The organism is Sulfuricurvum sp. (assembly GCF_028713855.1).
Taxonomy (GTDB): Bacteria; Campylobacterota; Campylobacteria; order Campylobacterales; family Sulfurimonadaceae; genus Sulfuricurvum.
Genome location: NZ_JAQTNN010000012.1, coordinates 64583 through 87352 on the forward strand (window position 1 = coordinate 64583; position 22770 = coordinate 87352).

Here is a 22770-nt window from a genome sequence, read left to right on the forward strand (position 1 = left end):
CACACTCTAGTCTTTCACTCTTTTCATAAAATACTCGCACATATGTTCCAGTGTATCCACCTTCGAATAATCAGATTCAGGAACTTCGACCCCTGTCACTTCATTTAAAGCGGTCAGTATCTTTAGGAAATCAAAGGAATCAATCTCCAAAGAGCGTTGGATGTTTTTATCAGGGATGATATTGGCTTCCTCTATATCGGGAGCGATAAATAGTATCTGTTCGATGATAGCGGCTTTAATCTGCTCTTGCGTCATAGTAACTCCTCAGGGTGTTGTAATAGATCGTTCAGTTTTTCGAGAAACTTCGCTCCGGTTCGTCCGTCGGTGGCACGATGGTCTCCTGCGAGCGTCGCCTGCATCACTTTGCGTACACATAGCGCATCCCCTTCAGCCCATGGAACGTTGATGATTCGTCCCAATCCTATCAGTGCTAGCTGTGGGGGATAAATAACACCGTAGACGCTTTCAACCCCGAGATCACCGAGGTTGGTGATTGTGATGGTTTGCTGAGTAATCTCGGTGTTTCGCAGTTTTCCGGCACGGGTACGGCTGATAAGATCGTCCAACGAATGCATTGTCTCATCCAGATTCATAGATTCCGCATTCAGTAAAGCCGGGGTGATAAGACCCTCTTTCCGTAATGCGATGGCGATGCCGGCATTGATCTGCGTTTTGATGTTTGGAGCATCATTCTCCCAAAAACCGTTGAGTTCTGGGACGGCTTTGAGAGATAGAACGACGGCGCGGATCAGCAAAGCTGCGGGGAGGATTCGATCTTTAATACTTCGTTTGGCATTCATCTCTTCAAGCCAATGCAATGCGGGAGTCATATTGATAGAAGTGGTTAGATAATAGTGGGGGATTTCGGAATTGGAGCGGCTCATAGCACGGGCAATAGCCTGACGCATACCGCTTACTTGTGTTTTTTGTTCAACAGGTTCGGCTGGAGCAGCAGATTCAACGTGCGACAGATGAACTTCACCTGTCGTTGCGGCGAGACTGAAAAGATCAATTCCTAACTCTTTGGCTTTCCTTCTTGCTGCTGGGGAAGCTTTGACCCGTTCGGAGGATTCCGATACCGGTATATCGATGGTAGCATCTGTATGCGGTCTTTTCTCATCGAGATGCTGGAGCGTTTGTGTTGGCATTTCTTCTTCTAAAGTTTCATTATCGGTTCGGATGATGGCTAACGGGGTTCCTACCGTACACTCCGTTTCTTCTTTAACAAGGATTTTATCGACAGTTCCTTCTTCGAATACCTCGATTTCGATTACCCCTTTGGAGGTTTCAACTTCGGCGATCACTTGCCCTTTTTCAACACGGTCTCCCTCTTTTATCTTCCATTCCATCAACACCGCCGATTCCATATCGGCACCCAAACTGGGCATTACAAAAGTACTCATGACTCCTCCATCAATTTTTTAGCCATGGCGACTATTTTATCCGGTTGCGGCAGTGCGGCATCTTCGAGATGTTTGGCGTAGGGAAAGGGAACTTCGGCAGAACACACTCTCCCCATAGGGGCGTCGAGTTCGAAAAAAGCCTGTTCGTTGATGCGAGCCATGATCTCTGCTGAGATACTTCCCGATTTCCACCCCTCATCCACAATCATCACCCGATGGGTTTTACGCACAGTCGCCATTATCGTTTCATCGTCCAGAGGACGCAACGAACGCAGATCGATCACTTCAGCATCGATTCCCTCGGATGCAAGAATGTCAGCGGCTTCGAGGGCTTTAAACACACTGATACCATACGAAAGGATACTGATCTCTTTCCCCTCACGGTGTACTTTGGCTTTGCCGATAGCAAGCGGGGTCGATGCGGTATCTAAATCTCCCTTGGCGTTATAAAGGAGAGAGTTTTCGAAGATTAACACGGGATCGGGATCGGCAAGGGCTAATCCAACCATGTCATAGGCATCCTGTACGGTGGCAGGGGTGAGGACTTTGAGACCGGGGATATGGGCAAACCACCCCTCCAGTGAGTGGGAGTGTTGGGCAGCGAGCTGTTTTCCCCCTCCGGTTGTCATCCGGATCACCAGAGGGACGTTAAACTGTCCTCCCGACATGTGAAGCAAGGTAGCGGCATTATTCATGATCTGATCCAGTGCGAGGAGACTGAAATTGACGGTCATGATTTCGACGATGGGACGCATACCGTTCAATGCCGCACCGATACCTGCACCTGTAAAAGCCGATTCACTGAGCGGGGTATCGATGATCCTCTCGTTTCCGAATTGTTTCAAGAGACCCATGCTGACGGCGAAACTGCCACCATAACGACCGACATCTTCTCCCATCAAAAAGACCCGTTCGTCTTTCTCCATCGCTTCACGTATCGCTTGTCGAATCGCTTCACGGTAGGTAATGACGGTACTCATTGTACTCCCCCTTGTGTATAGACGAATTTTGTGAGATCATCTCTCGGCTCCAGCGTGCCGTTTTCGGCAAAGTTGAGCGCTTCGTCAATAGTTATGGTAATTTCATGCTCATATTTTTCAATATTAATACTTGGATAGCGCTGTTGCAGTACTAAAAGAGGGTCTCTCTTTTTCCACTCATCTACTTCGGATTTGGAGCGGTAGAGTTCGGCATCGAACATCGAATGGGCACGAAAACGGTACGTTAAACATTCGAGAAATATCGGTCCCGCTCCATCACGTATTTTTTCTACAGCACTTTCGGACGCTTCAGCTACCGCTTCGACATCCATTCCATCCACTTGATGTGATTCAATACGATAGCATGATGCCTTTTTGGCAAGGTTCGTCTCGGAGTGGGAAAACTCGATCGCTGTCCCCATCGCATAGAGGTTGTTTTCACAGATGAATAGGATTGGCAGATGCCACAAGGCGGCAAGATTTAGCGATTCGTGAAATTCCCCCTCGGCTGCGGCTCCGTCACCGAAAAAGCAGACGGTGACACGATTGCGCTTCATCATCTTATCAGCCAATGCCATCCCAACCGCTACAGGAAGAGCACCGGCGACGATAGCACTCCCTCCGTAAAAACGCTTTTCTGCATCAAAAATATGCATTGATCCTCCACGTCCTCTGGAACAGCCTTCCAGCTTCCCGTACATTTCGGCCATGATCCGATTGGGATGGACTCCCCGTGCGAGAGCCTGTCCGTGTTCGCGATAGGTGGCGAGGACGGCATCATCGGGAGCAAGCGCGTGCATTACTCCAACCCCGATTGCCTCTTCGCCGATGTAGAGGTGCAAGAAACCCCGTATTTTTTCGCGGCTGTACATTTCCACACATTTCTCTTCAAAACGGCGGATCAACAGCATATCACGATAGAATTTATGGACAATGTCACTATCTGTTTTCATTCTTATCTCCTTAATCTTCCAAGGTAGAGGTGTCACCCTCTGGCAGACCCATTTCACGTGCTTTGAGAAGACGTCGCATAATTTTTCCGCTGCGGGTTTTAGGGAGGCTTTGCTGAAACTCGAGCTCTTTTGGGGCTACTGCTACCCCCAGTCTTTTACGTCCGAATCCGATCAATTCGCGTCGAAGATCTTCAGAAGGCTCGTACCCGCTTTTGAGAGAGACGAATGCCTTGACCAACTGCCCGATGAGGGGATCGGGTTTGCCGATCACCCCCGCTTCGGCTACTGCCGGATGTTCCATTAGGGTGCTTTCGACTTCGAAGGGGCCAACCATATGGCCGGAAGTTTTGATAATATCATCGGCGCGTCCGACAAACCAAAAATAGCCGTCTTCATCTTTGTAGGCCAAATCGCCTGAGAGATACCACCCTCCGACAAAAGAGTTGGCGTATTTTTCGTCGTTATGAAGGTAGGCACGAAACATCGATGGCCATCCGGGACGAAGGGCGAGTTCCCCCTCTTTGTTCGCCTCGGTGATTTCACTTACACTGCCATCATCATGATGCATAACCACTCCCGCGTCGATTCCCGGAAGAGGACGTCCCATTGATCCGGGACGGATTTGCTGGGAGAGTAGATTAGCGATCATAATACCGCCTGTTTCCGTCTGCCACCAGTTGTCATGGATTGGGAGTTTCAGTTTCTCCATCCCCCAAATCACTGCTTCAGGGTTAAGCGGTTCGCCGACACTTTGTACAAGGCGCAGTGCGCTAAGGTCATACTCGTCTCTGGGATTAGTATCCAGACGCATCAATCTCCGTATCGCTGTCGGTGCCGTATACCAGACGCTTACCCGTTCGTTTTGTAAAATACTATACCATCGTGCGGCATCGAACTCTGCTTCATCAACGATATTGGTGACACCGTGCAGCCAAGGGGTAATGATTCCGTACGATGTCCCTGTTACCCAGCCCGGATCGGCGGTACACCAGTAAATATCATCCTCGTGAAGATCGAGAACATAGCGGCCGCTCATCCAATGGGTGTAAATTGCTTTATGGACGTGTACGACCCCTTTGGGCATTCCCGTCGTCCCGCTGGTAAAATGGAGTACCGACATATCTTCGGGATCGGTGGGGAGAATATCAAAATACTCGGAAACATTTTCCATAAGGCGCGGGAGAGAGCGAATTTGATCACTTTCATCTTCTTCTGCATCAATCAATAAGACGTATCGCAAATCCTTCAATTGATCCAGCAGGGAGCGCACTTTTTTTTCAAAAAGAATTTTAGTCGTTAGAAGGACTTTGGCATCACCGCGCACTAAGCGTTGAAGTATCGGTTCAGGGCCGAATTGGGAAAAGAGGGGGCAGAGAACACTGCGATTTTTGAGAATACCGAGTGCGGCAATGTAAAGTTCGGGAAGACGGGTAGAGAGGGTAAAAACCCGTTCTCCCTTCTCAACCCCGAGGGTCTGGAGAACATTGGCAAATTTAGCCGTCTGTTTTTTCATCTCTAAAAAGGTATAGGTTCTGCGTTCTCCATTCTCACCTAACCACACTAATGCAGTTTTCTCGGCAAGTAACCCGTTGGCATGTCTATCGATTGCCTCATGGGCAATATTCAGTCCCCCTGAGGGTAATCCTTCAAAGTGCGCAGAAACATCTTCCCATTTGAATGAAGCGTACTCTTGAGCATACTCCATTATATTAGGTCGGACTGAAAAATCCTCCGCCTTTTTATCGATAAAATGTTTTTCCATTGTTTAGCCTCCGAAAATTCTTTTCAGGTACAATCAATAATCAACCATGATAAGCTAAAATAGATGTAAGATTCCTTATGACGTCGTGAAGTGAGAGGCAAATATGTTTGAACTTAGACAATGGCGGCTGATTGAGACCGGTGTAGGAACGGCATCGTGGAATATGGCGGTTGATGAAGCATTGTTAAGCGAATATCGAGAGGGTGATTTACCTGTTTTACGCATATACGGATGGGAAAATTCTCTGAGTTTAGGACGGTTTTCCAAGATTCAGGGACATGTGGATAGGGAACTACTGAAACAATACAGTATCCCCTGTGTCAGACGCTTGAGTGGAGGGGGAATTTTGGTACATGGAGGGGATCTGTCGTATTCGTTGGTTATGCCGAGAGATACCGAGAAAGGGGTAAAAGAGAGCTATCGATTGATATGCGGATTTTTGATTCGGCTGTACCGGATAATGGGGTATGAAGCATCTTTCGCCTGTGATATCGAACATCAGCTCAGCCAATCGGATATTTGCCTTATGGGCAATGAGGCGTATGATATCCTCATCAACGGAGAAAAAATGGGAGGAAATGCCCAACGCCATGTACGTGGTCATCTTTTACAGCATGGAAGTATACCGATGAGCTTCGATACTCATCTGTGGAAGCCTCTCTTCTTAGTCGAATCGGGATTGGAATATGCGGCAACATTGGATAAACTGGGACAAAAAATCACGTATGATGAACTTGCACTATTGTTGAAAGAATCATTTTCTAAAACCTTCGGAACACGTTTTATCGATGATACTTTAACACCATCCGAGGAAGATAAAGCCAAAGAACTTATGGTAATAAAATATACTCAAGAGAGCTGGAATATCGATGCAAAAACCGTTTAAACCAAAACCCAAATGGCTACGCAAAAAGATACTGCTTAGCAGTCTGAATGAGGTCGAATCACTTTTGGATCAGGGAAAGGTACACACTGTCTGCCAAGAAGCAATGTGTCCTAACATCGGAGAGTGCTTTACCCAACGAGTCGCCACATTTATGTTACTGGGGACACACTGTACCCGTGCCTGTACCTTTTGTACTGTATCCAAAGGAAAACCGACAGCACCGGATAGAGATGAACCCGTGCAGGTTGCTGAGACGATTAAGAAACTTGGGCTGAAACATGTCGTGATTACCAGTGTGACTCGTGATGATCTTAGTGACGGCGGAGCAGGACACTTTTGTGAAACCGTACATGCCATTAAAGCGTTGGATAAATCGATTAGTATCGAGCTATTAATACCAGATTTACACGAAAATGAGGTGGCTCTAAAGCAAATAGCTCTCAGCGGAGCCGAGATCATCGGCCATAATATGGAAACGGTGCCGCGTCTTTATCATATTCGACGCGGAGCAGAGTATGATCGCTCACTGCGAGTGCTGGAAAAACTGCATCTTTTCAATCCATCAATCGCTACAAAAAGCGGTATTATGCTCGGATTAGGTGAGAGAGAGGATGAGGTACTGGAACTGATGAAAGACCTTTTAGGTGTTGGATGCCGTCTTTTAAGTATCGGACAGTATCTATCCCCCTCGGCAGAACATAGCGAAGTGGTAGAATATGTAGATCCGAAGCAGTTTGATCAGTTACGGCGCATCGGAAGGGAGATGGGATTTAACTACATCAAAAGTTCCCCCTACACACGCAGCAGCTACATGGCGCATGAATACCTGATATCAGGATCATCTTACTAGAAAGGACTTAATATGAAACAATATGATATTGTTGTGATCGGTGCCGGTCCCGGAGGCTATGAGTCGGCATTGGAACTCGCCCGATCCGGTATGAAAACTTTACTGATCGAGCGAACCAAAGAACGCATCGGCGGAACATGTCTGAACGAGGGATGCATACCGACAAAAAATTATCTATCGGGTGCGGCATATGCCTCGAAAGCCTCCTATTTTAACGATTGCGGTATCGTATTGGAAATCAAAGGACTGAATTTAGAGCGTTTGGAAGAGAAAACCATTATGCTCAAAAATGAGATAAGAACAGGTGTCATGTGGCTTTTAGAGCAGGCTGGGGTTGAAATACTGTATGGAACGGCAGCGTTTGTTGATGAACATACGGTGGATGTTTCGGGTGAGCAAATCCGGTTCGATAAATGTATTATTGCAACAGGTTCGCAGACCAAAACCATAGAGCAGTTACCGCAAGACGGGAAACGAATACTCTCCAGCCGCGATATATTTGAATTAAAAACGTTACCCTCATCCATAGCGATTGTCGGAGGCGGTCCGATCGGATGTGAATTTGCGACATTTTTCAGCGCTTTTGGAGTATCGGTAACAGTAATTGTTCGCGGAACCCAATTACTCTCCGGTGAAGATGAGGAGGTTGCCAAAGCCCTTTTGCGTGCTTTTAAAAAGCGAAATATCAATGTGATGACCTCCACCATTATCAACAAAGCCGTTGTGGGTGAGGGTGGAGTGGAGTTAGTGCTCGCAGGGGAGGGTGACGTACGAATGACGTGCGATATCGTTCTTTGCGCCACAGGACGAATCCCTTATACCGAAGCTCTTTCCCCTGAAAAAGCCGGAGTCAGGTTGAATGACCAAGGATTTATCGAGGTTAATAAGGCCTTTCAAACGACCCAAAAACATATTTATGCGGTCGGTGACTGTATTAATACGCCCGCATTCGCCCATACGGCATACACAGAAGCTCATATCGCTGCACACAACTTGGTTCACGGAAGTATGGATAGCAATAATCATCTTACCCCTTATACTATTTTTACCGATCCCCAAATCGCTAGCTGCGGTCTGCAAGAGAGAGAGGCTAAAGCACAAGGGCGAGCCGTAATAATCAAAAAAGCTTTTTTTAAAACCAATGCAAAAGCCAAAATAGCCGGAGACGATTCGGGATTTGCCAAATTGATTGTTTGTGCTGATAGCGGAATTATTTTAGGTGCGACTATTATCGGAGTTGAAGCAACAGAGATTATTCATGAGCTCATCGTGGCGATTGAAAAAGAGATGAGAGCTGATGATTTAAGTGCAGTCATACATGCTCATCCCACCATTTCAGAGATTATTAGACTCTTGTAAAAGCGAAGCACAATCTGCTTCGCCTAATTTGACTAAAAATGAGAGAGGAGATCTTCTACCGGACATTTGACCAGATCGACAGCTATATTTTTAGCCAAAGCTTTTTGAGCAGTATCAGAGAGGGCTGCCGTCAGCTCTTTATGATGTTTTGCAGGGAATGCGAGATAGCAGGAATCTTCCGCAGCATCCGCGAGAAATGCTGATATGTCATCTGCAATTTGCTGAATCAAACGCTGTTCCAACTCATGCTCACTTCCATGATCATCACCGCTTTCGTGTCCGAACCGCCCTCGCTCATCACTGAGGGTTTCACTCATCGTTTCGCGTCCTTCGATGTAATCGATATCATTTACAAGTTCCAAATGATAGCGGTTGGTTTCGGTAATCAACTGAACTTTATAACTTTTCAGTTCCCCCATATCTGCAACGATTATAAGTTTGCCATTATGTGTCATAACGTACTCCTTGAGATTCGAAGATTATAATAGTGATTCACATTTAATAGTACTCCTAGTATCTTAAAAAAAAGATTATAGGATTGATAGAGAATTGCTTTATAATAGCGTCACTAAATAGAGAGGAAATTATTGATGGATCAACAACTAGCCTATTTCAATCGGTTTTACGTGAAAGCGATCGATTTTTTAGCTAACTATAGTTTTCAAATTATTGGAGCGCTGATCATTGTAACGATCGGCTGGTTTCTGTCGAAATACGTTTTCAATGTTCTTATCAAATTTTTTCATCAGCATGATTTTGATCCTACCCTGAGTAAATTTACCGCTAACGGCATACGAATATTGATCTTTGGGGCGATGCTGGTTGTTGCTATAGGAAAATTGGGAATATCTATTGCACCCTTTATTGCGGCAGTCGGTGCGGTTTTTTTAACGGCAGGTTTGGCGATTCAGGGAAGCGTTGCCAACTATGCCGCCGGAATTTCACTCATCATCACCCGTCCGTTTAAAATCGGAGATACGATTTTGATCAACAAAGTGTATGGCGAAGTCGAAGAGATCCGCCTCGCCTATACAACGCTTCGAACGGAAGATGAAGAGTTGATTACGGTTCCGAACAAAAATATGATCGGTGAAGTGATCGTCAACTCATTCAAATACCGTATCGTCGAGTCGAGTGTCGGTATCTCCTATAATGACGATGCCGAAAAAGCAATCGATATTATCCGTGAAGTGATTGAAGGGCTTGAAAACATCTCCAGCGAAACAAAAGCGATCATCGGGATTGAAAAATTCGGTGAAAGTGCTATAGAGATTGGCGTCCGTTATTGGGTGCCGACCCGTAATTATTTCAAGATACAATACGAGGCAAATATGGCCATCTATAAAGCATTGCGAGAAGCAAAGATCACGATTCCCTATCCGCAGAGGGAGATTCGTATGGTTTCACAAAATTAATATGAGGTATAACAATGAGCGAACGATTTAACCAAGCCGCCGAGGGATGGGATAAAGGCGATATGCGCCAAAATATCGCACATGCGGTATTTCAAACGATTTCAAACCGGATTTCTTTATTAAATACGATGCATATTATGGATTTCGGAGCTGGTACCGGACTGCTCAGTTTTAAAATTGCTCAGATGGTTAATACGGTAGTCGGCGTCGATCTCTCCGAAAAAATGCTTGAACAGTTAGAGAACAAAAACTCTGACAAACTTCGGGTGGAAGCAATCTGTCAAAATATTTGCGAAGAGCCTCTGCAAAAACAATTTCACGGAATTGTCAGCTCAATGGCAATGCACCACGTCGAAGATACGGCAGATTTATTCAGAGCGTTTCATACGCATCTCAAACGAGACGGTTTTATTGCTATTGCCGATCTCGAAGCCGAAGACGGGTCTTTTCACTCTCATGGCAACGACGGGGTACACCATTTCGGTTTTGAACGCGATGCATTGCGTAAAACAATTGAGGAAGCAGGGTTTGAACATGTCCGTTTCCATCATGCGCACACGGTTGAAAAAGAGACTCAAAGCTACCCTATATTCCTCGTAACCGCCAGTAAAAAATTGTAATCCTCCGCTCGCACGCTTCTTGCATTAAGATGGATACTTAACTCTTAGGAGTATCCGATGGTCAGCCGAGCAAAAATCAAAGAACTTATGAACGAGAGCGCTTGCTCTCACAGTAAAGACAAAAAACCGGGAGAAGGGTGTGATAAGCCTAAACCGGGACTTGCCGCAGGGGGATGCGCTTTTGACGGTGCTCAAATCTCCCTTTTCCCTTATGCCGATGCCGTACACCTCGTTCACGGCCCTCAAACCTGTCTGGGTTCATCATGGGAAACACGTGAGACAAAAACGTCGTACACTGGGCGAGATCATACGCAAATGGGATTTACGACAGGAATCAATACCAATGATGTCATCTTCGGCGGGGATAAGCGGCTGGGTGATTCGATCGATTATGTCATGGAGCATTACAAACCCGAAGCGATTTTTGTCTATTCGACGTGTGTGACTGCGTTGATGGGGGATGATATCGACATGACCTGCAAACTGGGTGCGGAAAAACACGGAGTACCTGTTGTCCCCGTTCATGCTGCCGGATTTGTAGGGAGTAAAAACCTAGGTTCTCGTCTTGCAGGCGAAGCGGTATTGGAACATCTTATCGGTACCAAAGAACCAGAGTTTACGACTCCGTATGATATTAACCTGATCGGAGATTACAACGTTACCGGAGATATGTGGCAATATTTGCCGCTCTTTGAAAAAATCGGCATTCGAGTCCTGAGCTCCATGAGCGGAGACGGGCGTGTCGGTGATATCCGCTGTGCTCATAGAGCGAAACTGAATGTTATCGTCTGCGCTAAATCACTCATCACATTGACACGCAAGATGCAGGAACAATACGGTATTCCTTGGATATCGGTATCCTTTTACGGCAAACGTGACACCACTTTCGCAATTCGTGAAATTGTTACCGCCTTGGGCGACCCGGAACTCATAGCACGTGCCGAAACGGTGATTGCGGAAGCGGAAGCGGATCTCGAAGCGGCACTTATACCGTATCGTGCAATGTTTGCGGGGAAAAAAGCAGTTCTCAATACCGGAGGAAATAAAGCGTGGTCAATCGCTTCGGGATTACAAGATTTGGGGATTGAAGTTGTCGCTACCAGCGTGGCTAAATCGACTCAGGATGATATCGATAAAGCACGTGAATATCTCGGAGAAAACGGTGTTTTGATGACGAAACCCGCCTCTGAACAAGGCAAGATAATCGATTCGACTGGAGCACATATCCTCCTAGCCGGAGGGAGAAGCCTCTACACCGCCATCAAGAAAAAAATCTCGTTTATCGACGTCAATCAGGAGAAAAAAACGAGCTACGGCGGTTACAACGGACTGCTTAATCTCGCCGAGGATTTAAAATACGCATTTCGCAATCCGGTATTTGCCAATGTCGGAAAACCGGCGCCGTGGGAGGTGGGATAATGGAATTCTCCCTTTCCCGCCACGAGCACAAACCTCTTCAAGTCAACCCGATCAAGCACTCTCAGCCGATGGGTGCAACCCTCGCATATCTGGGGGTAAAAGACTGTATGCCGCTTATGCACAGCGCTCAAGGGTGTGCCTCGTATACCAAAGTCTTTTTTACACGCCATTTTAACGAACCGATCGCGATCAACAACACTTCGGTGAGCGACATCACCGCTGTTCTCGATGGTGGGGATTACTCGATCCTTATGGCAATTGAAAATATTCAGAACAAAGAGAAAAATCTCAAACCTTCGATGATCGGTTTGCATACGACGGGTCTGACCGAGACCAAAGGGGATGATGTTCGCGGAGTCGGAATGCACATCGAAATCCCCTATGTGTTCGTTAATACTCCCGATTACGAGGGTGGGATGGAGAGCGGATGGGCTCTTACTGTTACTGCTATGATCGAACAACTTACCGTTGCCGCTACCGAAGTAAAAACCAACAAACTTGTCTTTTTACCGCATTTGAGTATGCAGCCTATCGAGGTGGAAAAGATCAAATGTTTGTGTGAAGATTTCGGTTTTGAGACTTACGCACTTCCTGATCTTTCTACCTCATTGGATGGGTATTGGGAAGCAGGGCAGGGGAAATTGGCTAACGGAGGAATCACCGTCGATCAGATCCGAGATTTGGCTACTTCTTCTATTGTAATTAGCATTGGTGCTTCGATGAAAAAATCGGCTTTAGCCTTACAAAAAAAGAATCCGCTTATAGAACATCTTCATTTTGATCATCTGATGGGATTGGATGGGTGCGACAATTTTGTAGCGGCATTGATGGAAATACGACACACAGACCCTAAACCGTTAATGAAACGATGGCGTTCACGTCTGCAAGATGCGATGTTGGATTCCCATTTTCTAATTGGAAGCTCCCATTTTGTCGTTACCGGTGAGCCGGATATGTTAGCCGGAATCTGTGCATTGCTTCGCAGTGTCGGCGGAACCATTGATGCGGCGATTTCTACGACGTTTAGCGATGTTCTCCATACCATCGAAGCGGAAAAAGTATTTGTCGGAGATTTGGAAGATGCACGCGGTTTCTTTGAACATGCGGATATGGTTATCAGTAATTTTCATGCAGAACGAATCTTGCATATGTATCACAATACGGCACTCGTTATCCGCGGTTTCCCTAATTATGAAGAGTTAGGGAATCAGCTTAAAAGCGATCAGTTGTATGAGGGCAGTACTTATTTTTTATTTGAGATAGCAAATTCATTGAGAAAGGTCAAACATGAACACTAAAATCACAATAGAGGGGAATGGAACCATGGATAATGCGATGAAAGTCGCTTTCGCGACCAAAGATATGGAAGAGATTAACGCCCACTTCGGCGGAGCGAGAGAGTTTGTTGTCTATAACGTTTCTAAAGACGGATTTTCCCTCTCCGAGGTTATCAAAACCGATACATCTGAACTCGAAGATGATGACAAAACAGATTTTCGTGTTCGTGCTCTCAAAGGGGTAAACATCATGTATTGTGAGAGTATCGGCGGTACGGCTGCGGCAAAAGTAATTCGAGCAGGAATCCACCCGATGAAAGTGAATGAGCCGACATTGATCGAGGATATTCTCAAAACATTAGTAGAAATGATTAATGGAAATCCTCCGCCGTGGATTAAAAATATCATTCAAATGAAAACCGAACACGATGTTCGACAAGACCGATGGGCAGAAGGGGAATAATTATTATGGAAGCAGAAAAAGTAATGAATGAATTTGGAACAGAGTTAATACGTCAAATCCGGGCACTCGATCAGTTCGGGAATTGGTCACGAATCAGTGATGAAGAGCTATTAATCAAAAAGTACGTCAAAACCAAAGAGGATCTCAAAGCTATTCCTCTTATTGCAGATATTGATGAGATGCTCACCAACGATATCAAAATGATCTATAAAGCAATCGCATTAGCGTTCGAACGTAAAACAGGTGTGGTATGCAATGTCATCATGGAAATGAGTCATGAAGGATTCGGTCGATGTGCGGTTATAGCGGATCGCATCTGCATCGTAGACAAATATTTCAAAGATGCACACCGTTTCGGTTTTCGTACGTATGAAGCATTGTTTGAAGATGGTGATAAACATCTCGCCAACGCAATCGCAACGTATGAACAATATAAACCATGCAATAAACAAGGATAAGGAGTCCAAACATGTCAAAAGTCGGTATTTTTTTCGGTAGCAGCAGCGGTGTCACACGGGGTGCGGCAGAACTTCTTGCAGATGAGTTAAAAGGTTCAGAACTCATCGATATGGAAGAAGATTTTGATGGTATTGAACAGTTTGAGGATTTCGATGTATTGATTCTCGGTTCATCAACATGGGGGCAAGGTGATCCTCAGCGTGACTGGGTTGATCCATTATACGATTTGAGCAATGATCGTCCCGATTTAGAAGGTAAAAAAGTTGCCTTCTTCGGTGCAGGTGACCAAAAAACACATGGAGAACACTTTTTAAGTGCTCTTGGAAAAATGCATGATTTGTTTACCTCTCTGGGTGCAAGTGCATACGGATTTACATCAACCAACGGATACGATTATGAACATTCGTTAGCTGAACGTGAGGGAAAATTCTGCGGATTAGGGATTGATGATGTCAATCAGGAAGATTTGACCGAAGATCGTGTCAAAGAGTGGGCCAGTCAGCTGAAAAACGAGATGGGACTGTAGAGTCAAAATTGCATTACGAGTAACAATAAGGAGCATAGGATGGGAACATTAACCGAATTTCAAAAAATTACCGATACCGAAGATTTTTTCGAGTTTTTTGATCTGGAGTACGATGAGCGTCTAGTAAACGCAAAACGATTTCATATCATGAAAAAATTTGGAGAATTGGTCGATAAGTCCAAAGGTCACGATATGGGCAGTGATGCAAAATTGCTTGAGTTCTATAAATTTGCCCTTATTACGGTCTACAAAAACTTTGAGAACGGCTATAGCCCATCAGCTGCTGACGTCTGGGAAATGTTTGATAAACCCAGCGCTTGCGGAACCTGTTCTACATCGAGCAGCTGTAATGATGTAGAGGAGGTCAGTCATGGAGTCCACGCCTGTACAAGCCAAGCAACCATCAGCTTCTGATTTTTTGGAACAAACGGCTGATTCGGCACAAGCTGATTTAGAATCGTCTGAGCGCGACAGCGAAACAATGCCGATTAACAATGAGGCACGTAAAACAAACCTCTACAAGATGTCGACCAAAGATGAGATTCTCTCGGTATTTCGAATAGGAGAACGCGTTCGACTGGTAAAAGCGATACGAAATGACGGAACCTATCCTCATGCTCGTGTTGGTGATGTATTGGTAGACGCCGGGTCTGAAGGGTATGTTCGTAAAATCGGCGATTTTTTACAGACCATACGGGTTTACGAAGTCAACTTTATCGAAGAAGGATTGACATTCGGATGCCGAGAAGCAGAGTTGGAAAGTGCCCTCGAAGATGACGGTTATGATGAAGTTGCCGAAGAGTTGAAATGGCTCAAAGAACACCGTGCTGCGCGAGCTGCTGAAAAAGCAGCGCAATCTCAAGAAGAGGGGGAGTAATCTACACTTTTTGAGATTTGTGCATACTGTATTTGATATGAAGTCATGAGCATATCGTACGGGAATTATGAGGAGGTTCAAGATGGTCAGTGTAATTTTTTGCGGTTTCGGTGAAAAGCAAGACAAACGTGTTTATGCTAAAACCGGTGACGTACTATTGCGTGTTGCTCAAAGTAACGGTATTTCTATTCCATCGGATTGTAAAGACGGAATGTGTGCCAGCTGTGCAGTACGTGTTGAAGAAATATCAAATGATGAAAAAATCGATTCAACAACCGAAGATTACTCATCTAAGGGACAAGCAGTTTATATGGATGATAAAGAGCTTGAAACTTTGATACAAATGGGCGCTATCAATAAAAAAGAAGCTGAAATCGCTCAACAATACAATCGTCCGACTCCGGTACGTTTGGCTTGTCAATGTGCGATCAAAAATACTTCTATATTGGTAAAACCATTTAACTGATTCGTGGTGGCTTCATGATTATTTACTCATGAAGAGTTAAAAAAAATATAATATACAAGGAGTTGGGATGACAACACGTGTAGAAATTATGAATGACTTTTTGGCGATCAATGTCCACCCGGGCAAAACGATCCAAGATATCGTAGAAGCTTCAGGAAGTGCGCTTCCATTCGGATGCCGTGACGGTGAATGCGGCACATGTGTCGTAATGATCGAATCAGGTATGGAATACATGAGCGAAATCAACGATAAAGAGAAAGCGGTCCTTAAAACGGTTGGTGAAACCAGCCCGAAAGCGCGTCTAGCTTGTCAGATGAAAGTCGTTGCACCAAACGGATTAGTACGTATTAAATACTAAGCCCATCTTTACAACTCAGTTTCGGCTGAGTTGCCTCTTTTTTAATCAACTATCTGCTTAAAAAAACCCTATAATTTTTATCAGAACAATATATGCATTTAATGTATAAAAATGTATATTTTTTAGGTGGCTATTATGCAAACAACTTTATCTTACAAACAAAAGCAACTTCCAAGACTATCCATGCAGACATGGTTGCCGCTCTTACAATGTTCACTCAACGATCTCGAAAAACATTTGCAGGTTATTACCAATGAAAATCCTTGCTTAGAGGTAAAATCAGGTTTTGAAGAGTCCAATGCAGCTGCAGGTGGGAGTACAGCATACGGTGCATTTCAAAACTATGTGTCGAATTCTTCCAGTGAGCAAATTGAATGGCTCAGTATCTCATCAACCTCTTTGTATGAAAAACTAGATGAGCAGATTGTCGCGCCTTTGTTCCCGACACCGATATCGCAAAAAATTGCCCGTCAAATTATCTATTATATTAACGACGAGGGGTATTTTGAAGGTTCTGTCGAAGAGGTGGCTCAGCAGTGTGATACTGATGCTCATACGGTTGAGAGAGTACGTCAGCGATTCGCTCATCTTGAGCCCTCCGGAGTGGGCGCATGCGATTACAAAGAGTCATTTTTATTTCAGCTGAGTGATCATGACCTTGATGATGAGTTGAGCATACTTCTGGGTGCAATGATTTTACAGTTTGATAAAATGGAAAAATTCATCAATCACCCCCGTCTTCATGATGCCAAACATGTTTTGCAGCACCTGAAAAATCCACCGGCATTAGAGTATATGGAACCGGAGTCTCAAATTACACCGGATTTGTTTGTCGAATTTGCAGGATCAGAATTAAATATCCGTATCAATCATGCCTTTTATCCTGATCTACAGGTCAATATGATCGATAAGTACGATAATTTTGCGAAACAAAAGTTTAAAGAGGCGCGTGAACTCGTTAAGCTTCTTGATTTGCGTAAAGCGACTCTCTATAATGTGGCATTGGTATTGATCGAAAAACAATACAGTTTTTTTATGGGGGGAGAACTCAAACCGCTTCGACTTCAAGACGTAGCGGATGAACTTGGCTTTAACGAATCGACCATCTCCCGCGCCATTGCTGATAAATACATTCAGACAGAACGGGGATTATACGCGTTTAAAGACTTTTTCTCCAATTCGATCGGTGAAGTATCTACTTCAGAAATCAAACACTTTCTCAAACGTCTTGTCGGGAGTGAAAATAAGGATGATCCGTTTAGCGATAAAAGCCTTCATGAAATGATTGAAGAGCGTTTCGGAGTAAAAATGGTACGACGTGTAATTGCCAAATATCGTCAGGAACTTGATATCCCTTCGTATAAAGAGCGGCTGTTTTTGTACAAATTGGAACTTCTCTAAAGGGTACCGTCCCTTCCTTGTGCTCTTTTAACGTAATTTATAGCTTCTTTCTTTTATAATCACCTAATTTTTTTCAGTTATATTCCCATATTTTTAACGTACAAGGAGACGACATGCAAATCAGCGGTGCACAGATGGTTATCGAAGCACTCATCGCCGAGGAAGTCGAAGTCGTATTCGGCTACCCTGGTGGGGCGATCATGAACGTCTATGATGAGATTTATAAACAACGCTCATTTCAGCATATTTTGACCCGTCATGAACAAGCGGCAGTACATGCCGCCGAAGGATACGCGAAAGCTTCCGGCAAAGTTGGAGTGGCAATGATCACTTCAGGACCGGGTTTTACGAACGGTGTGACCGGTTTGGCGGATGCATATATGGACTCTATTCCTCTCGTTCTTATCAGCGGACAGGTTCCAATGTCCTTGATCGGTACTGATGCATTCCAAGAAATTGATGCAGTCGGTATCAGTCGACCATGCACAAAACATAACTATTTAGTAACCGATGCGGCGGATCTTCCGCGTATCCTTAAAGAGGCGTTTTACATTGCCCGTACCGGCCGTCCGGGCCCCGTGCATGTTGATATTCCAAAAGACGTAACGGCACAAATCGCCAAATTCGACTACTCTAAAGAAGTTGATTTGGAAACGTATAAACCGACAACAAAAGGCAATACACGTCAGATCAAAAAAGCGATGGAGGCTATTGCAAACGCAAAACGTCCATTGCTCTATCTTGGCGGTGGTGTCATCAACTCCAATGCAGCAGAATTGGTACGCGAGTTTTCAAAAATGACACAGATTCCTGCGGTAGAAACCTTTATGGCACGCGGAACGCTCCGTTATGATGATCCGTTGTTGATCTCTATGCTCGGTATGCACGGCTCGTATGCGGCGAATATGGCAATGTCTGAGACCGATTTGGTTATCGGTTTGGGCGCGAGATTTGATGACCGTGTTACGGGGAAACTTTCTGAGTTTGCCAAAAATGCTCAGATCATTCATGTTGATATCGATCCGGCCAGTATTTCAAAATTGGTGAATGCACACTTTCCGATCGTCGGTGATGTCAAAAATGTTTTAGAGCAAATGATTCCATTAGCCAAAGAGCAAGTTGATCCGTTACGTTATACCCAGTGGCACAACACGATTGCCAACTTCAACAAACTTCATCCTCTTTCGTATAAAGAAGAGGGCGATCGTCTCAAACCTCAATGGGTTGTTGAACGTATCGGGCAGCTCTTGGGAGACGGTGCCAATATCTCGACCGATGTCGGACAGCATCAAATGTGGACTGCGCAGTTTTATCCCTTTACCCGTCCGCGCCAATGGGTCAGCTCCGGCGGTCTTGGGACGATGGGATTTGGATTTCCGGCAGCACTTGGTGTTAAACGTGCCGATATGGAACGTGTCAGTATCAACATTACGGGTGACGGTTCTATTTTGATGAATATCCAAGAATTGATGACGGCAGTTGAATTCAAACTCCCCGTCATCAACGTTATCTTAAACAATAACTTTTTGGGAATGGTACGTCAATGGCAAACTCTCTTTTATGATAAACGCCATTCACAAACCGATTTGTCGATACAGCCCGATTTCGTCAAACTTGCTGATGCCTTTGGGGGAGTCGGATACCGCGTTACAACTAAAGAAGAATTTGATGCCGCATTAAAAGATGCGATTGAAAAGAATGTTGTAGCGATTATCGATGTTGCCGTTAATCGATTTGAAAACGTTTTACCGATGGTTCCGGCAGGCGGATCGCTGTTTAATATGATGTTAGAGTACAAGGAGAAATGATGGAACAAACAGAACGTCGCGTTATTTCCGTTATTGTTATGAATGAAGCGAGTGTACTTTCACGCATCGCAGGATTGTTTTCAGGACGTGGATACAATATTGAGTCTCTCACGGTGGCTCCGATTCCTGATTCAAAATACTCCCGTATCACGATTGTAACTTCCGGATCGGTTCGGGTAATCGAACAGATCACGAAACAGCTTCATAAATTGATTCCGGTTTTGAAAGTTTATGAACATGCTGATCTGGTTGAAAAAGAGATGGCCATGGTCAAAATTCCTATGAATGAATCATTGGGTGACATTGAAGCCCTTACTCATGCGTACAATGGCAGTATCGTCAATGTAGGAAGCGATACGATGATTGTTATGGTCACGGATGAACCGACAAGAATCGGTCATTTTTTAGAAGCGATAAAACGTTTTCACCCCAAAGAGATTGTTCGCAGCGGCTCTGTCGCGCTTGAGAGATAAGGCACTATGACACTGCATGAAATAGCATCCATTCTCGAATGTGCGGGAATCGGCAGTCAGATTGAAATCAGTGGGATGAATACCCTTCGCGATGCATGTGAGGGAGAAATCTCTTTTCTCTCTGATTCCAAATACGAAAAAGACCTTGCAACGACGCAAGCTTCTGCTGTTATTCTTCCGAAGGCAAAATCGAGCCTTCTTCCTTCCGGTGTCGTAGCTATCGAATCGGATGAACCTTATTTGATGGTTGCAAAGCTATCACAGTATTTTGCCAAACCGATTCGAAGCAGTGACGCTGCACCGGTTGTCGGAGAGGGAAGTGTTGTCTATCCAACCGCACATCTTGAAAATGGCTCTAAAATCGGTGTAAATTGTACGATTATGAGCGGAGTTTATATCGGAGCGGAAGTTGTTATCGGAGACAATGTCATCCTTTATCCCAATGTCACCATTTACCGCGATTGCAGTATTGGCAACAATGTTATGATTCATGCCGGAACAGTAATCGGAAGTGACGGATTCGGATATGCTCATACCAAAATGGGAGAGCACGTTAAACTCTATCAAAACGGGAATGTGATTATCGAAGATGATGTTGAAATCGGTGCAAATACAACCGTTGATTGTGCCGTATTCGGTTCGACGATTATTAAACGGGGCTCTAAAATAGACAATCTAATCCAAATCGGACATAACTGTATAGTAGGTGAACATTCCATTATGGTAGCTCAATCCGGTCTTGCAGGTTCGACAACTTTGGGACGAAACGTTGTTATGGGAGGGCAAAGTGCTACGGCAGGACACCTTAGTATTGCCCCGTTTACAACATTGGCGGCACGCTCAGGTGTTACTAAAAGTATCACTTTGAAGGGAGTCTACAGTGGCTTTCCCTTGATGGAACATAAATTATGGCTGAAAATGCAGGCAAAACTCGCTAAAATATTAGAATCTTAAGAAGAAGGGGACAAGCATGAGAATAGCGATAGTAGGTTTAATGATGCTCGGCACGATCTTAAGTGCTGAAGGTGAATCTACCGATATTCGAATGCCTGATATTGTCCTCGATGCGATTAAGCACTGTGAATGCCTCATAGAGGGCGGTGCGTGCAATCCTAATGTTATCCGAATCAATGCTGAAGACGAAGCACAGCGTGCGGCAGCAGCAGGTTTTGCAGTGAACGGGCATATCATCAAATGCGGCTCAAGCGAACAATGCAGTATGCAAGCGCAGGCGCTGATTGATGGAGGTATAACGAATCTCGATCTTGGTCCCTATCAAATCAACTACAAATATCACCCCAACCCTATGCTGCACGAATATTTCGAAGATACTTCAGCGCGAGAACAAGCTAATACCATTTTGACCAAATTAGTTAAAAGCTTTGGATATTCATGGGAGACACTAGGGCGTTATCACCATTTCAGTGCAACCGATAGAACGCGCAATGAACGCTATTATCGTAAAATGTACGCTTTTATCTACGGAAATAACCTCAAATCTCAGGGCTCAGAATAATTCCTTATTTTTTAAGATTGCTTTAGCCAAAATCGGCTAAACTCTTTTCATTACAGTTAAATAGGAGAGAATATGAGTTCTGGTGTAACGGTTATTAAAGAGATCCCATTGGATGGGACTAAAAAAGGGATTGTTTCTATTAGTAAAGTTGATGAGCCTTACGGTGTAGGAAGTGACAGCGTCGCAAGTATTGGAATTTCATTATCCGGTGATGCAAAAAATCCAGAGTGGAAAGTTCATATTCCAATGGGAAATATTGATGCAGTTGTGGAAGCATTAAAATCTATTAAGTAATTTGTTATTCCCGCGAAGGCGGGAATTAGCGTCGTGACGCTGCAAACACAGCAATACGTTTAATACCTTCGCGAATACTTTCAATATCCGTTGCAAAGCTAAATCGGAAATATCCCTCAGAACCGAATCCGACTCCAGGAACAACAGCGATTCCTTGCTCTTCTAATAAAGCTTTACAAAATTCCATCGAATCATTACTGATTTCTTTAATATTAACAAAGAGATAAAATGCACCAGCTGGGCAAAGTACAGAGATTCCGTCGATCTCATTAAGAAGTTTTACCGCTTCGTCGCGGCGAGCTTTAAAGGCTACGCGCATTGTTTCAATATCAGCATCCGCAGCACCATTGAGTCCGAAGATGGCCGCTTTTTGGGTGATACTGTTGATGTTTGACGTACTTTGACTTTGGAGCTTTTTGGTTGCTTGGATGATTTCGGTGTTGGCAGCAGCCATATACCCAAAACGCCATCCTGTCATTGCTACTGATTTGGAAAGTCCATTGATTGTGATAGTCCGTTGGAACATATCATCACTGACTGCAGCAGCAGAGGTAAACTCACCATCATAAATGAGTTTTTCATACATCTCATCACTGGCTACGATGACATCTGTTCCTTCTAGCACTTTGCCCAATTCAGTGAGCTCTTCACGTGAGTAGACGGCACCTGTCGGATTTGACGGTGAAGTGAGAATCAACATTTTTGTTTTAGGTGTCAATGCTGCTTTGAGCTGTTCAGGGGTGATTTTAAACCCGCTTGCATCGTTGGTCTCAATCTCTACAACCGTACCGCCACAGTACATCACAAGTTCTGGATAGGTGACCCAATACGGTGCAGGAATGATCACTTCATCACCACCTTGGATTGTACAGGCAAAAAGGTTATAAAGTGAGTGCTTTGCCCCATTATTTGCAATGATTTGGTTTGCTTTGTATTCCAGTCCGTTATCTCGTTTGAGTTTCAAAGCAATAGCTGCTTTAAGATCAGGAATACCGTCAACGGCGGTGTATTTGGTAAACCCGTCATTGATCGCTTTGATGGCAGCATCCTTGATCACTTGAGGAGTGTCAAAATCGGGTTCGCCAGCGGAGAAGCTGAGGATATTTTTCCCTTGTGCTTTAAGTTCTTGCGCTAACGTACTGATAGCAATGGTAATCGATTCGGAGAGTATATTGACGCGATCGGTTAGCATAAGCGGCCCTTGT

At 44.6% G+C, this 22770-nt stretch carries 27 protein-coding genes; 20 read left to right on the top strand and 7 right to left on the bottom strand.

From position 1 onward, the window contains the following. Window positions 1-6 precede the first annotated feature (6 nt). From PHI47_RS11100 to acsA, 5 genes are read right to left on the bottom strand one after another with little or no spacing between them, the layout of a single operon-like run. A complete protein-coding gene (locus PHI47_RS11100; RefSeq protein ID WP_299937235.1) occupies window positions 7-255 on the bottom strand; it encodes a phosphopantetheine-binding protein in 249 nt (82 codons plus the stop codon). Then, a complete protein-coding gene (locus PHI47_RS11105) occupies window positions 252-1403 on the bottom strand; it encodes a dihydrolipoamide acetyltransferase family protein (protein WP_299937238.1) in 1152 nt (383 codons plus the stop codon). The genes PHI47_RS11100 and PHI47_RS11105 overlap by 4 nt, the downstream gene beginning before the upstream one ends. Beyond that, entirely contained in the window at window positions 1400-2383 is a 984-nt protein-coding gene (locus tag PHI47_RS11110) for an alpha-ketoacid dehydrogenase subunit beta (protein WP_299937239.1), read from the bottom strand. The genes PHI47_RS11105 and PHI47_RS11110 overlap by 4 nt, the downstream gene beginning before the upstream one ends. After that, on the bottom strand, window positions 2380-3336 hold the full coding sequence (gene pdhA / locus PHI47_RS11115; RefSeq protein ID WP_299937241.1) for a pyruvate dehydrogenase (acetyl-transferring) E1 component subunit alpha: 957 nt from the start codon (window positions 3334-3336) through the stop codon (window positions 2380-2382). The genes PHI47_RS11110 and pdhA overlap by 4 nt, the downstream gene beginning before the upstream one ends. 10 nt (window positions 3337-3346) lie before the next feature. Then, complete coding sequence (acsA, locus tag PHI47_RS11120) at window positions 3347-5098, bottom strand: acetate--CoA ligase (RefSeq protein WP_299937243.1); 1752 nt, start codon at window positions 5096-5098, stop codon at window positions 3347-3349. A gap of 103 nt (window positions 5099-5201) precedes the next feature. Here acsA and PHI47_RS11125 point away from each other — a divergent pair, with 103 nt between their 5' ends. The 3 genes from PHI47_RS11125 to lpdA are packed head-to-tail and all read left to right on the top strand — an operon-like array spanning window position 5202 to window position 8193. Beyond that, a complete protein-coding gene (locus PHI47_RS11125; RefSeq protein WP_299937245.1) occupies window positions 5202-5984 on the top strand; it encodes a lipoate--protein ligase family protein in 783 nt (260 codons plus the stop codon). Continuing rightward, window positions 5968-6834, top strand: coding sequence for a lipoyl synthase (lipA, locus tag PHI47_RS11130; RefSeq protein WP_299937247.1), 867 nt, complete (start codon window positions 5968-5970; stop codon window positions 6832-6834). The genes PHI47_RS11125 and lipA overlap by 17 nt, the downstream gene beginning before the upstream one ends. A 12-nt stretch (window positions 6835-6846) precedes the next feature. Further along, the gene (gene lpdA, locus PHI47_RS11135) at window positions 6847-8193 is read left to right on the top strand and encodes a dihydrolipoyl dehydrogenase (RefSeq protein WP_299937249.1); all 1347 of its coding nucleotides are present in this window, start codon (window positions 6847-6849) and stop codon (window positions 8191-8193) included. Between the two features lie 32 nt (window positions 8194-8225). Here lpdA and PHI47_RS11140 read toward each other — a convergent pair whose 3' ends face one another. Further along, window positions 8226-8648, bottom strand: coding sequence for a host attachment protein (locus PHI47_RS11140; protein WP_299937251.1), 423 nt, complete (start codon window positions 8646-8648; stop codon window positions 8226-8228). 135 nt (window positions 8649-8783) lie between these two features. Between PHI47_RS11140 and PHI47_RS11145 the strand changes: the two genes are divergently transcribed. The 17 genes from PHI47_RS11145 (at window position 8784) to PHI47_RS11225 (ending at window position 21565) form a co-directional block, all read left to right on the top strand. Next, window positions 8784-9608: a mechanosensitive ion channel family protein gene (locus tag PHI47_RS11145; RefSeq protein ID WP_299937253.1), complete on the top strand. Its 825-nt coding sequence runs from the start codon at window positions 8784-8786 to the stop codon at window positions 9606-9608. A 14-nt stretch (window positions 9609-9622) separates the two neighbouring features. After that, on the top strand, window positions 9623-10228 hold the full coding sequence (locus tag PHI47_RS11150) for a class I SAM-dependent methyltransferase (protein WP_299937255.1): 606 nt from the start codon (window positions 9623-9625) through the stop codon (window positions 10226-10228). A gap of 57 nt (window positions 10229-10285) precedes the next feature. Continuing rightward, window positions 10286-11647 carry a nitrogenase iron-molybdenum cofactor biosynthesis protein NifE gene (gene nifE / locus PHI47_RS11155; RefSeq protein ID WP_299937257.1) on the top strand — a complete coding sequence of 454 codons (1362 nt, stop codon included), beginning with the start codon at window positions 10286-10288 and terminating at the stop codon, window positions 11645-11647. Further along, on the top strand, window positions 11647-12945 hold the full coding sequence (gene nifN, locus PHI47_RS11160; RefSeq protein ID WP_299937259.1) for a nitrogenase iron-molybdenum cofactor biosynthesis protein NifN: 1299 nt from the start codon (window positions 11647-11649) through the stop codon (window positions 12943-12945). The genes nifE and nifN overlap by 1 nt, the downstream gene beginning before the upstream one ends. Continuing rightward, window positions 12935-13387, top strand: coding sequence for a nitrogen fixation protein NifX (nifX, locus tag PHI47_RS11165; protein WP_299937261.1), 453 nt, complete (start codon window positions 12935-12937; stop codon window positions 13385-13387). The genes nifN and nifX overlap by 11 nt, the downstream gene beginning before the upstream one ends. A 5-nt stretch (window positions 13388-13392) precedes the next feature. Next, on the top strand, window positions 13393-13845 hold the full coding sequence (locus tag PHI47_RS11170) for a NifX-associated nitrogen fixation protein (protein WP_299937263.1): 453 nt from the start codon (window positions 13393-13395) through the stop codon (window positions 13843-13845). Window positions 13846-13856: 11 nt separating this feature from the next. Continuing rightward, entirely contained in the window at window positions 13857-14372 is a 516-nt protein-coding gene (locus tag PHI47_RS11175; protein ID WP_299937265.1) for a flavodoxin, read from the top strand. A 39-nt stretch (window positions 14373-14411) separates the two neighbouring features. Next, window positions 14412-14786: a nitrogenase-stabilizing/protective protein NifW gene (locus tag PHI47_RS11180; RefSeq protein ID WP_299937269.1), complete on the top strand. Its 375-nt coding sequence runs from the start codon at window positions 14412-14414 to the stop codon at window positions 14784-14786. Continuing rightward, on the top strand, window positions 14743-15249 hold the full coding sequence (locus tag PHI47_RS11185; protein WP_299937271.1) for a nitrogen fixation protein NifZ: 507 nt from the start codon (window positions 14743-14745) through the stop codon (window positions 15247-15249). The genes PHI47_RS11180 and PHI47_RS11185 overlap by 44 nt, the downstream gene beginning before the upstream one ends. A gap of 82 nt (window positions 15250-15331) precedes the next feature. Continuing rightward, window positions 15332-15715 carry a 2Fe-2S iron-sulfur cluster binding domain-containing protein gene (locus tag PHI47_RS11190; RefSeq protein WP_299937275.1) on the top strand — a complete coding sequence of 128 codons (384 nt, stop codon included), beginning with the start codon at window positions 15332-15334 and terminating at the stop codon, window positions 15713-15715. Window positions 15716-15782: 67 nt separating this feature from the next. Continuing rightward, entirely contained in the window at window positions 15783-16073 is a 291-nt protein-coding gene (locus PHI47_RS11195; RefSeq protein ID WP_299930524.1) for a 2Fe-2S iron-sulfur cluster-binding protein, read from the top strand. Between the two features lie 135 nt (window positions 16074-16208). Further along, on the top strand, window positions 16209-17474 hold the full coding sequence (gene rpoN / locus PHI47_RS11200; protein WP_299937278.1) for an RNA polymerase factor sigma-54: 1266 nt from the start codon (window positions 16209-16211) through the stop codon (window positions 17472-17474). A gap of 113 nt (window positions 17475-17587) precedes the next feature. Further along, complete coding sequence (locus PHI47_RS11205) at window positions 17588-19282, top strand: acetolactate synthase large subunit (protein ID WP_299937281.1); 1695 nt, start codon at window positions 17588-17590, stop codon at window positions 19280-19282. Continuing rightward, window positions 19279-19755, top strand: a complete 477-nt coding sequence (gene ilvN / locus PHI47_RS11210) for an acetolactate synthase small subunit (protein WP_299937283.1) — start codon at window positions 19279-19281, stop codon at window positions 19753-19755. The genes PHI47_RS11205 and ilvN overlap by 4 nt, the downstream gene beginning before the upstream one ends. Window positions 19756-19761: 6 nt before the next feature. Continuing rightward, on the top strand, window positions 19762-20709 hold the full coding sequence (gene lpxD, locus PHI47_RS11215) for a UDP-3-O-(3-hydroxymyristoyl)glucosamine N-acyltransferase (protein WP_299937285.1): 948 nt from the start codon (window positions 19762-19764) through the stop codon (window positions 20707-20709). 16 nt (window positions 20710-20725) lie between these two features. Beyond that, window positions 20726-21271 carry a hypothetical protein gene (locus tag PHI47_RS11220; RefSeq protein ID WP_299937287.1) on the top strand — a complete coding sequence of 182 codons (546 nt, stop codon included), beginning with the start codon at window positions 20726-20728 and terminating at the stop codon, window positions 21269-21271. Window positions 21272-21343: 72 nt separating this feature from the next. Beyond that, a complete protein-coding gene (locus tag PHI47_RS11225) occupies window positions 21344-21565 on the top strand; it encodes a hypothetical protein (RefSeq protein WP_299937290.1) in 222 nt (73 codons plus the stop codon). Window positions 21566-21590: 25 nt separating this feature from the next. Here the strand turns inward: PHI47_RS11225 and PHI47_RS11230 are convergent, their stop codons facing one another. Continuing rightward, window positions 21591-22757, bottom strand: a complete 1167-nt coding sequence (locus PHI47_RS11230) for a pyridoxal phosphate-dependent aminotransferase (RefSeq protein WP_299937292.1) — start codon at window positions 22755-22757, stop codon at window positions 21591-21593. Between the last annotated feature and the right edge of the window lie 13 nt (window positions 22758-22770).